The sequence below is a fragment of the Polyangium jinanense genome (genome assembly GCF_028435365.1).
The window spans coordinates 73,200-85,228 of the sequence record NZ_JAGTJJ010000052.1; the positions used below are offsets into that span (position 1 = coordinate 73,200).

A 12,029-nucleotide genomic window follows, 5' to 3' on the forward strand; every position below is an offset into this window, starting at 1 on the left:
CCTCCATCAATCGACGTTCGTCGCGGGGGGAAACGCCGCGTCCACGACCTCCTCCCAGAGCGTCGGCAGCTTGGGGATGTCGGCGGCTGCGACGCGCGCCATGAGCTCGTCGCGGGAGGAGACGCCGAACTTCCGGACGTACGCGCGCAGGCACTCCGGGCGCGAGAACAAGAACATCAGATCGGTGAGCTGCATCGAGCGAATCACCAGCATCGGGTGCGGTGCCTCGAGCGGGCGGTAATCGGGGTTGTGCAAGCCGGGCTCGAGGCAGCCGGGGTAGAATTGACCTATCATCAAGCCCTGGGCAGTGATCTCGGGCTTCAGCGCCTCGTGCACGGGGTCGATCAGCAGCGGCCCCCCGTCGTGGGGCAGCTCCGGAAACAAGGTCAGAATGGCGCGGAACTCGCGGCCGACCTCGGTGGCGGGTGGCAGCGTCGGAAAGCGTGCCGCAAGCGCGCGCAGCACCGGCTCCACGGCAGCCGGGCGGAGCTCGCCCTGGTAGACATGAAAACGGATGGACCGAAAGCGGGTCAGGGCAGGCCCGACGAAGGGACACACATGGCCCTTGCGACCGATCAGCGGATTCGGCTTGGCGATGGAGGTTTGGAGCCAAGCCAGCACCTCGAGCAGCTGCGCGCGGGCAGCCGCCGGCAGACCGGCGCTCTGCTCGACGAGCTGATTGGCGCTGATCAATACAGGCTCATTGGCCAATGTCTCGATGCTCGGGTTCATGCGCGTTCCACAGACCGAATACGGCCATACTCCATGGTGATCACTCGATCCGCACAGTGGAAGAATCGGTCGTCGTGGGTGACTGCAATGACCGTCTTCCCCCGCTGCTTCAACGCCGGCAAAATCTCTTCGTAGAAGTAGGCGCGGAACTCGGGGTCCTGATCTGCGGCCCATTCGTCGAACACACAGATGGGCCGGTCCTCGAGGAGCGCCACGATCATGGCCAGGCGCTTGCGCTGTCCGGTGGAGAGATTGCGGTTCGTGAAACCCTTGTTCTCGAACGACGTCTTCTGCTGGAGATCCATCTGCGCGATGAGCCGGTGTACGGCCGCCGGGTCGACGTCGAGCAGCCCATAGAGCTTGGCGAACAGGTGGAAGTCCGAGTAGATGGCCGAGATCTTCTCGCGATATGCGGCCACGTTGCTGGAATCGACGCGTATCCCGCCGACCAGGAGCTCGCCGCCCGTCGGCGGATACAGCCCCGTGAGCACCTTGAGGGCCGTCGACTTGCCGCTCCCATTTCCGCCGACGATGAACACGATCTCGCCTTCCGCGATGTCGACGTCGAGGGGACCGATGCGGAACGCGCCGTCGCCGTCATCGGAAACGTATTCGAATTCGATGCCGCGCCCAGCGATCGCGCCGAATCCACCTTTCCACGCGTCCTCGACGTCCAGCGCGATTCGTGTCTCCTGGATGGCCTTGTCGAGCTTTTCCTCCAGCGTCCGCGCCCTGGAAAGCGCCACATTCGAGCGGATGTATGCGGGCGCCCCCGTGATCAGCACGGTCATGGGTCCCCAAAGGAACAGAATGGCCGCGACGATGCTGACCAGCGCAGAGGACTCCACGTCGATGTGCTGCGGAATGACGAGGACGATGACGCCGAGCAGCGCATAGAGGTTGCTGCTGGCGAAGATGAAGTTGTCGCTGTTCATCTCGCCGGACTTCAGGTTGAAGCCCCGCAATACCTCCGACGACCGCTCGATGTCGGTGCAGATGTCGCGACCGCGCCGGCGGCTGAGCTTGACCTCCTTGAAGCCCTTCAGCAGGTCCGTGAGCTTTTCGAAGAACGCGACGCGGGCGTCCCCGAGCCGCTGCAGATAGCGCTCGAGCTCCTTGGCCCTGCCTCGATACGTCACGTAGCCGATGGTGAGCAGGAACGTGACGGCGATGAACGTCGGCAAGGAGATCCAGGCGATGTACAGCACCGCGAACGCCAGGATGAGGGCCGCTTGCAAGAACGCCGATATCAGCGGCCCGTAATTGGACACGACGCTCAGGTTCTCCGTGATCCCGTCGTAGATCTCCGCGGTGCCAATGCGCTCGACCCCCTGAATGTCCGCCTTCTCGAGCTTGTCGACGATGCTGATCTTGATTCGGTGCAGCGCCGATTCCACGACCGTGGCCGTCCGGTAGTACACGTACTTGGCGCTGAGATAATGGCCGACGACGACGAGCGCGAAGAGACCGGCCGCCGGCAGCCCCGAAAGCTTCGGCGCGCTGGCGACGACGTTCGCCCCGATGAGCACGAACATGCTCGTGGCGCCCGCCACGCACGCCGCCATGAGAATGCGACGGCGCTCGCCCCCCGCCTCCTGGGTGATGAGATCGACGATCGTCAAGGCGCATCCATCCGGGGGGTCGCCTGGACCTTCCCGTAGCTCAGCTTGATGACGCGGTCCGCGCAATGAAAGTAGCGATCATCGTGGGTGACGGCGATGACCGTCTTGCCCCGGCCCTTCAGCGCGGGCACGAGCTCCTCGTAGAAGTACCTGCGGAATCCAGGATCCTGATCGGCGGCCCACTCGTCGAATACGTAAACGGGGCGGTCCTCGAGGAGCGTCATGATCGTGTAGAGGCGCCTGCGCTGGCCGGTCGATAGCGTGCGCCGGGTAAATTGCTGCGCCTCGAAAGAGGTCTTCCCCTCGAGGCCCATTTGCGCGAGCAGCGCGCGCACCGCCTCCGGCTCCGCGTCCAGCATGCCATAGAGCTTGGAGAAGAGGTGGAAGTCCGAATAGATCGCCGAAATCATCTCACGGTACGCGGCCACGTTCTCCGGCTGGACGAGGACGCCGCCGACGCGCAGCTCTCCGCCGCTCCGCGGGTAGAGCCCCGTGAGCACCTTGAGCAGCGTCGATTTGCCGCTCCCATTCCCACCGACGAGGAAGACGACCTCACCCGGCTCGATATCGAGGCTCAGGGGGCCGACGCGGAAGCTCCTGTCTCCGTTGCCTGTGGGATACTCGTACACGATATCGCGTGTCGAGAGTGTGCCGATGCGACCGTTCCACGGATCCTCGGTCTTCTGGACGGCCGCTCGCTCGACGGCCTCATCGAGCTTCCCCTCCAGCGTCCGGATCTGTTCGAATGCGACGCTGGAGCGGAACACCGCATTGAGCCCTCCGGCCACGCTGGTGAAGGGGCCCCAGACGAACGCGGTGCACGTGACCAGGCTGGCCATGGTCTCGGCATCCACGTCGACGTACCTGGGCATGGTGAAGATGACCGCCCCCAGCAGGATGTACAGGACGCAGTTGGGCATGACCAAGACGCCGCTGAGCCCCTCGGCCGTCCTCACGGCGCCAATGCGGAGGGATTCGGCCATCCCCACGATATCGTCGTGGATCTCACGCCCGCGCCGACGGCTGAATTTGGCTTCTTTGAAGCCTTTCAGCAGATCCATGACCATGTCGAAGAGCTCGAGCCGTAGCTGCCCCATCTGGCGCAGCACATCGACGACCTCTTCGAATCTGTATTGAACGATGAAGAACCCGAACACCAGCATGAGCGCGATCAGCGCGAAGGCTGGCAGCGAGATCCACGCAATGTAAACGAGCCCGAACACGAGGACGAAGAGCGCCTGCAGGAAGCTCCCGAGCACCCACCCTTGCTCCGACACGACGGACATGTTTTCCGTGACGCGATCGAAGATCTCTGCGGTCCCGACGCGCTCGAGCCCCTCGAGCTCCGTTCGCTCGATCTTCTCGACAATCCTCGTCCTGACGCGGTGGAGCACAGCTTCGACGAGGGACGTCGTCCGGTGATACGTCGCTCGAGCACCGAGGACGTAGAGGGCCATCGTCAACCCGAACAGGAAAAGCGCCCGCAGGTCCGCCTGCTCCGGGGACCCGGCGAGGACATTGGCGCCGACGAGGAGGAGCGCGTTTGCGATACCCCCCATCGTCGCGACGGCGAAAATCGAAGCCCGCTGCCCCTTCGCCTCCTCGAGGAGAAGGTCTATGACGTACATTGCTGCCCCGCGATCGTGCGTGAGGTGCAGTGCGCGATGAGGCGTCGCAGCGACGAGAGGACCCTTTCCGCGATCCTCTCCACCGTCGATTTCTCGTACATCGCGGGGCTGTAACCCCACGTGAGCCGCAGGCGTCCTTGCATCACGATGGCACTCAACGTGAGCTCATGAAACAACGCCATGTTCGGGCTCGCGCTCGTGTGCTCCGTCCCCGCGAATTCCCAGGTCGAGCCTGCCTCATGCTGCCCGAGATAGTTGAACAGCACCGGCATTGGCACGGTGAGCGACGCGCGTACGGCCGCGTCCGGGTGCGCATATCGCAGCCAGCCGTATCCCACGCCCCGCCCCGGCACCGACCGGAGCTGCTCCTTCACGCCATTCAGCAGCAGAGCAGGATCTTCCTCCGAAGGCACGCGCAGCGAGAGCGGGAATAGCGACGAGAACCACCCCACGGTGCGGGACACGTCGACGTCCTCCACCACGGGCTCGCGACCATGATGCTGCAGTGCCACGCAGACCGTATCCGTCCCGGAGGACGCACTCATTCCCTCTGCGAATGCCGACAAAAGGACCGCATGGATCTCCGTTCCACCAGCCGATCCCACGTCGTGGAGGAGCGCACGGGTCTCTGCCGGAGACAACTCCACCTCCAGGGTGCAGCTATCGCCGAAGGTCCCCACCGCGCCATCGTGGTCCCGCGCGCCCGGCGTCACGCTGCCGGCGCATTGCGCCTGCCAATACTGGAGCTGCTCCGAGAAGCCGCCGCCCCCGACAAACGCGTGCAATCGCTCGGACCACCGGCGAAGGGATGTCGTCTTGGGTCCGAGATTCGGCGTCTGCCCCGCGATCAATGCGTCGCAGGCGCGCTCCACGTCCTCGCACACGATGCGCCATGACACGATGTCTGTGACGAGGTGGTGCATGGCGAGGAGCAGCCGCGCCCCGCCTTCGCCCAGATCCAGCCACGCAGCGCGGAAGATCGGGCCGCTGGACAGGTTCATGCCCCGTTGCAGGACCTCCGCTGCCTTTTTTACGGCGGCATCACGGGCCGAGGGCGGAAGCGACGATAGGTCCACCCGCTCGAGCACCAGAGTCGCCCCCTCCTCGTGCTCCTGCACCCACCCGGCGTCGGTGCGACGATACCGGAGCCGCAATGCGTCGTGCTGCTGCGCGAGGATCCGCAGCGCCTCTGCGGCGATCTCCGGCGATAGCGCGGGCGGCGGCGTCCACGACATCGCCGGACTGAAATGATGGGCGTCCTCGGGATCTCGATCCAGGAACCAATGCTGGATCGGCGTCAGCGGGACCGTCCCGGTCACGGCGCCCTGCTCCACGAGGACCGCGCTCTCTTTGCGCGCCGCCTGCGCGAGCTGCGCCACCGTCTGGTGCGCGAACAGGTCGCGCACGGTCAGGTGGAGGCCAGCTCGTTTGGCGCGACCTATCACGTGGATTGCGAGGATCGAGTCCCCTCCGAGCGTGAAGAAGTTATCGTGGATCCCGACGGGCGAGATCTGCAGCACCTCGGACCACAGCTCGGCGAGCGCGCGCTCCGTCTCGGTCTGCGGTGCCACGTACGAGGTTTCCGCCGCGCTACGCGTCATCTCCGGTGCCGGCAGCGCCTTGCGATCAACCTTGCCGCTGGGATTCAGCGGCAGCGCCGTCAGCCGCACGAATACAGAGGGGACCATGTACGCGGGCAGCGAGGCCTGAAGGTGCTCGCGCAGCGTGCCCTCCGTACATTCGCCTTCCCCGGCCACCACGTACGCGACCAGCCGTTTGTCGCCGGACGAGGACTCCCATGCGACCACGGCGCACGCTCGCACCGCCGGGTGGGACGACAGCACCGCCTCGATTTCGCCGAGCTCGATGCGGAAACCCCGGATCTTCACCTGGTGATCGATACGCCCGAGGAACTCCAGCTCTCCGTTCGCGTCCCATCGGGCGAGGTCACCGGTGCGGTACATCCGCGCCCCGGGCACATTCGAGAACGGGTCAGGGACGAAGCGCTCCGCTGTCAGTCCGGGGCGCCCGAGATAGCCGCGTGCGAGCCCGTCCCCCGCGATGTACAGCTCCCCAGGAATGCCCACCGGGACCTGCATCAGGTTTCGGTCGACCACGTGGAGCTGCGTATTGGCGATACCTCGGCCGATCCGGACGTAGCTCTGCTCGGCGTCGACGCGATAATGAGCAGACCAGATCGTGGTCTCCGTCGGCCCATACACGTTCCTGACCGAGGATGCCCGGAGTGCGAGCTTGGCCGCGAGATCCGGCGTCATTGCTTCCCCGCCGCACAGCACCTGCAGGGGCCTTCCGCCCTTCCAGCCTGCGTCGAGTACCATGCGCCATGTCGCAGGCGTTGCCTGCATCATCGTCGCGCGCTCCAGGGCTCTCACCAGCGCTTCGCCGTTGCTCGCGTCTTCCTGCGACGCGAGGTGGACCGAGGCTCCCCGGAGCAAGGGCATGAACAGCTCAAGCCCGGCGATATCAAAGGACAGCGACGTGACGGCCTGCATCACGTCCCGGGGCCCGACCTCCATCTTTTCGGCGAAATCGTGGAGCAGGTTCGTCAGCGCGCCGTGCAGAACCTGGACGCCTTTGGGCCTCCCCGTCGAGCCTGACGTGTAGATGACGTAAGCCGCGTTCTCCGGCACGACCTGGGCGCCGGGAGACGTGAGCGGCTGCTCCTGCCAAGGGGGCACGCTCGCATCGAGGTGTACCGTGACAAACGCGTGCGCGGAAAGGCTGCCCTCGAGGCGCTCCTGGGTGAGCAGCACCGCGGGCCGCGCGTCCGTCAGCATGTAGGCCAGCCGCTCCCGCGGATAGTTTGGGTCGAGCGGCACGTACGCGCCGCCCGCCTTGAGGATGCCGAGCAGCCCCACCACCATTTCCAGCGAACGCTCGACGCATAGCCCCACCAGCACCTCCGGGCCCACGCCCAGCGCGCGCAGGTAATGAGCCAACTGATTCGAGCGCTGGTCGAGCTCCCGGTAGGTGAGCTCTTGCTCAGCGAATACCAATGCCACCGCGTCGGGGGTTCGTGCGGCCTGCTCCTCGAAGAGGTCGTGAATGCACTTGCCCTCGGGATACGCGGCCGCCGTATCGTTCCAGGTCGCGAGCTGCCCGTGCTCCGCCTCGGTCAGGAAGGCAAGCTCGGACAGGGGGTTGTCAGGGTGCGCCACCACGTCGAGGAGCAGGGTGCAGAGGTGCTCGCTCAGCCGCTTCGCCGCGGCTTCGTCCACCCGTGTCGTGTCATAGGCCAGGTGGATGCTGGTCCCTTCCGCGTCACGGGCCACGGCGAACACCAGTGCGTTTTTCGCGGTTGTCACACCGGGAGACACCGCTTCGAGGTGCGGCGACCACCCCGCCGCGATCCCGGCGTGCGGCGCTGATACCTCGAAGAGGAGCACGTCATACAGCGGGTTCTCATCGCCGTGCCTGGACAACCCCTGGTCCTGCACCACCACGTCGAACGGCAATGCCTGATGCTCGTAGACCTCCACGGACGTGCGCCTCGCAGACGAGAGCAAGTCGATGAATGTCGGATTTTCCGAAAGGTCGGTCCGCAGCACGACCGTGTTCGTGAAGAAGCCCAGGAGGCTTTCCGCGCCCGGCACTTCGCGGTTCGCGATCACCGCGCCGAGCCCGAAGTCCTTCTGTCCGCTGTAGCGCGACAGGATGGCCGTGAGGACGGCATACCAGGCCATGAACGGCGTGCAGCCGTGGTCCCGCGCGAGCGCCGAGAGCGCGCTGCTCGCATGCTGAGGAATGCGGAGCATTACGCTCGCTTCGGGGCCAGGGCCGCCCTCCGAAGCGGGGCGAAGAATGGGCAACTGGAGCCGCGGCACGCCGGTGAGTTGGTCTTTCCAGTACGCTCGCGAGACCCCGAAGCCGCCACCCGTGAGCGCCTCCTGCTCCGCCCGTGCATAATCGGCGAACTGGTATGAAAGCGCCGGCAGACTCGGCGCCTCGCCGCGCCAGCACGCCTCGTACAGGCGCGAGAGCTCGGAGAGCAGCACGCCGCAGGACCATTCGTCGGTGATGATGTGGTGCTGGAGGACGAGCACGACATGGTGCTTGGCGGCCATGCTTACGACGAGGACCCGCGTCAGCGGTCCGGCACCGAGGTCGAAACGAATGCCGATTTCGGCCTCCAGGAGCGCGCGCAAGGCGGCTTCCCGCGCGGCTTCTGGCAGGGCCGAGACGTCCTCCACGCGCACCGGAATCGATCCGCTCTTCGCCACGACCCGCCTCGGCACGCCGTCGACCTCGGGATAGGTCGTGCGCAGGATCTCGTGCCGCTCCGCGAGCAATGCCACGCTTTGGCGCAGCGCCTGCTCCGAGAGCGCGCCTCGAATGACGAACATCTGCGGGACCTGGTACGACAGCGCTTCGGGCGAGAGTTTGTCGACGAACCACATCCGCCGCTCGGTCCCCGAGAGGCCGGCGTATGCAGGCTCGGCCGCGCCGCGCGGCGAGGGGGAAACCGCGACCACGGGCGCCGAGCGCTTCTCCATCCCGTCCAGCGACGCCGCCAGGGCCGCCACCGTCGATTGCTGAAACAGTGTGGCCACGGTCAGCCCGAGCCCGAGCCGCGCTTTCACCGCGGACACGAGGCGCACCGCCAAAAGCGAGTGGCCGCCGAGCAGGAAGAAATCGCCGTGCGCGCCGATGGGCCGCACCTCGAGCAGTTCTTCCCAGATGGCCACGAGCGCGCGCTCCGTATTGGTCCGCGGCGCCACGTACGCTGTCTCCGCGCCGCGCGTCGCCTCGGGCGACGGCAGCGCTTTGCGGTCCACCTTGCCGTTCGCAGAGAGCGGCAGTTTGTCGAGGAACACAAACGCCGACGGCGTCATGTACTCCGGCAATCGCGCGCGGATCCACTCTCGCAGATCGCTTGCCGTGCACGCGCCGTCCTTCGCCACCACGTAGGCGACGAGGCGCTTGTCCCCCGGCGCATCTTCACGCGCCACGACGACGCACGACGCCACCGCGGCGTGTGAGGAGAGCGCCGCCTCGATTTCGCCGGTCTCGACGCGGAACCCTCGAATCTTCACCTGGTGGTCGGCGCGGCCCAAAAACTCGAGTTCGCCGTCCTCGTTCCAGCGCGCGAGATCCCCGGTGCAGTACATCCGGGCGCCAGGCTCCTTCGAGAAGGGATCCGGGACGAACCGCTCCGCCGTCATGCCGGGACGATTCAGATAACCACGCGCCAGGCCCACCCCGGCGAGGTGGAGCTCACCGGCCATTTCGATGGGGACCTGCCTCTTCGCGCCATCGAGCACGTAGATATGCACGCCGTGAATCGGTCGACCGATCGAAAAATTCTCCGGTCGCTCCGGATCGAAATAGGCCTGTGCCCCGAAAATGCTGAACTCGGTAGGGCCGTAGGAGTTCAGCACCCTCCGGCCCTTCGCCCACTGCGCGACGAGCGCGGGGGAGGTCGTGTCGCCCGCCAGGGTGATATGGCGGAGATGGGGCGCGCGGCAGTTCAGCACGCGCAGCATCGCGGGCGGAATGAACGACACGGTGATCCCCCGATTGTCCAGGCACTCCGCAATGCCCTCGACCGCGCCGTAGGCATTGCTCGGTAGCACGCACGCGGCGCCGTTGCAGAGCGATATCATCCAGTCGATGATCGCCCCGTCGAACGCCACCGCTGCGCTCTGGAGCACACGATCGCTCGGATGGATCACGAACTGCTCGCGCTGGAATGCCACACGCGCGGCGAGCCCCCGGTGCTCGTTGACGACCGGCTTGGGTTTGCCCGTGGAGCCAGAGGTGAACACCACGTAATTCGCATGCTCGGGCCTGACGCCGCTCTCGGGGGGCGTGGCCGGCAGCGACGCCCATTGCGACGCGTCCGCGTCGAGGCGCACCACCGTCACGCCGGACGCCGTGAAGCGGTTTTCGATGTCCGAGTGCGTCAGCAGGACCGGCGCCTGCGCTTCGGATAGCAGGAGCGAGAGCCTGTCGGCCGGATACGCCGGATCCAGGGGCACGAACGCGCCGCCCGCCTTCAGGATCCCGACCAGGGCCACCACCATGTCGAACGACCGCTCCACGCACAGCGCCACGCGCACCTCGGGCCCGACGCCGAGAGCGCGAAGGTGGTGCGCCAGGCGGTTGGCCTGCGCCTCGAATTCACCATAGCTGAGCTGCCGGCCGTCCTGCTCGAGGGCCACGGCATCCGGCGCCTTCGCCGCCTGCTCCGCAATGAGCTCGTGGATGCACGGGGCGGCGGGGTCGGCCTTTGGCGTGTCGTTCCACGCGGCGAGGTTCTGCGTTTCCTCTTCGGTCAAGAGGTCCAGATCCGGCAAACGTTTGTCCGGGTGCGCCACGGCGTCCGTCACAAGCGTCCGCAGATGTCCGCACAGGCGCTCCGCTGCCGTGCGCGAGACCCGCTTCGTGTCGTACAGGACCTCCACGACGGTCCCTTCGACCGAGTGCTGTACGGACACAGCGAGCGCGTCCTTCGCCGTCGTCGCGCCCTCGCGCACTGCACCAAGGGCGGGTGACCAGCCGGCCGCAGCTCCGGTGATCGGAGGCGTCACCTCGAAGAAGGCCACGTCATACAGCGGGTTCTCTCCAGCCTGCCGCGAGAGCCCCTGATCCTGCATGACGATGTCGAACGACAGCGCCTGGTGCTCGTACGCGGAAAGCGACGTCCGTCGCGCGCGAGAGAGCAGCTCGCCAAACGTAGGGTTTCCCGAAAGGTCGGTCCGCAGCACGACCGTGTTCGTGAAGAAGCCCAGGAGGCTTTCCGCGCCCGGCACTTCGCGGTTCGCAATTACCGCGCCGAGCCCGAAGTCCTTCTGGCCGCTGTAGCGGGACAGGACGGCCGTGAGGACGGCATACCAGGCCATGAACGGCGTGCAGCCGTGGCCCCGCGCGAGCGCCGAGAGCGCGCTGCTCGCATGCTGAGGAATGCGGAGCATTACGCTCGCTTCGGGGCCAGGGCCGCCCTCCGAGGCGGGGCGAAGGATCGGCAGTTGGAGCCGCGGTATACCGGCGAGGTTGTCCTTCCAGTATGCTCGCGAGATCCCGAAGCTGCCACCCGCGAGCGCCTCCTGCTCCGCCCGTGCATAATCGGCGAATTGGTACGAAAGCGCCGGCAGATTCGCAGACTCGCCGCGGCAGCACGCCTCGTACAGGCGCGAGAGCTCGGAGAGGAGCACGCCGCAGGACCATTCGTCGGTGATGATGTGGTGCTGGAGGACGAGCACGACATGGTGCTCGGCGGCCATGCTCACGACGAGGACCCGCGTCAGCGGTCCGGCGCCGAGGTCGAAACGAATGCCGATTTCGGCCTCCAGGAGCGCGCGCAATGCGGCTTCCCGCGCGGCTTCGGGCAGCGCCGAGACGTCCTCCACGCGCAGCGGGATCGATACGCTCTGCGCCACGACCCGCCTCGGCACGCCGTCGACCTCGGGATAGGTCGTGCGCAGGATCTCGTGCCGCTCCGCGAGCAATGCCACGCTTTGGCGCAGCGCCTGCTCCGAGAGCGCGCCTCGAAGGACGAACATCTGCGGGACCTGGTACGACCGCGCCTCGGGCGAGAGTTTGTCGACCAACCAGAGCCGCCGCTCGGTCCCCGAGAGGTCAGCGTACGCGGGATCGGCCGCGCCGCGCGGGGCGGGAGAGAGGGCGGCCACGGGCGCCGGTCGATTCTCCGTCCCGTCCAGCGACGCCGCCAGGGCCGCCACCGTCGATTGCTGAAACAGTGTGGCCACGGTCAGCTCGAGCCCGAGCTGCGCCTTCACCGCCGACACCATGCGTATCGCCAGGAGCGAATGGCCGCCGAGCTGGAAGAAATGGTCTCGGACCCCGATCGGCCGCACCTGGAGCAGTTCTTCCCAGATGGCCACGAGCACGCGCTCCGTATCGGTCCGCGGCGCGACGTACGATGTCTCCGCGCCGCGCGTCGCGTCGGGCGACGGCAGCGCCTTGCGGTCCACTTTGCCGCTGGGATTGAGCGGCAGCGCCGTGAGGCGCACGAAAGCAGAGGGGACCATGTATTCCGGCAGCGTCGCCCCCAGGTGCTCGCGCA

Annotated in this window: 4 protein-coding genes; all 4 read right to left on the minus strand. The window is 66.6% G+C overall.

Features of this window, described 5'->3' with window-relative positions; translation table 11 throughout:
- Nucleotides 1–6: 6 nt before the first annotated feature.
- The 4 genes from KEG57_RS43595 to KEG57_RS43610 are packed head-to-tail and all read right to left on the minus strand — an operon-like array spanning nt 7 to nt 12,018.
- Nucleotides 7–732, minus strand: a complete 726-nt coding sequence (locus KEG57_RS43595) for a DUF6875 domain-containing protein (protein ID WP_272426879.1) — start codon at nt 730–732, stop codon at nt 7–9.
- Nucleotides 729–2,354 (minus strand): cyclic peptide export ABC transporter, encoded by a 1,626-nt coding sequence (locus tag KEG57_RS43600; RefSeq protein ID WP_272426880.1) that lies wholly within the window; start codon nt 2,352–2,354, stop codon nt 729–731. Before KEG57_RS43600 ends, KEG57_RS43595 begins: the two co-directional genes overlap by 4 nt.
- Nucleotides 2,351–3,982: a cyclic peptide export ABC transporter gene (locus KEG57_RS43605; protein ID WP_272426881.1), complete on the minus strand. Its 1,632-nt coding sequence runs from the start codon at nt 3,980–3,982 to the stop codon at nt 2,351–2,353. Before KEG57_RS43605 ends, KEG57_RS43600 begins: the two co-directional genes overlap by 4 nt.
- Complete coding sequence (locus KEG57_RS43610) at nt 3,970–12,018, minus strand: non-ribosomal peptide synthetase (protein WP_272426882.1); 8,049 nt, start codon at nt 12,016–12,018, stop codon at nt 3,970–3,972. The genes KEG57_RS43605 and KEG57_RS43610 overlap by 13 nt, the downstream gene beginning before the upstream one ends.
- Nucleotides 12,019–12,029: the final 11 nt, after the last annotated feature.

What these genes read in the sequence shown, in the direction of transcription:
- KEG57_RS43605 (WP_272426881.1), bottom strand. Translation starts at nt 3,982, where the DNA reads ATGTACGTCATAGACCTTCTCCTCGAGGAGGCGAAGGGGCAGCGGGCT.
- KEG57_RS43595 (WP_272426879.1), bottom strand. Translation starts at nt 732, where the DNA reads ATGAACCCGAGCATCGAGACATTGGCCAATGAGCCTGTATTGATCAGC.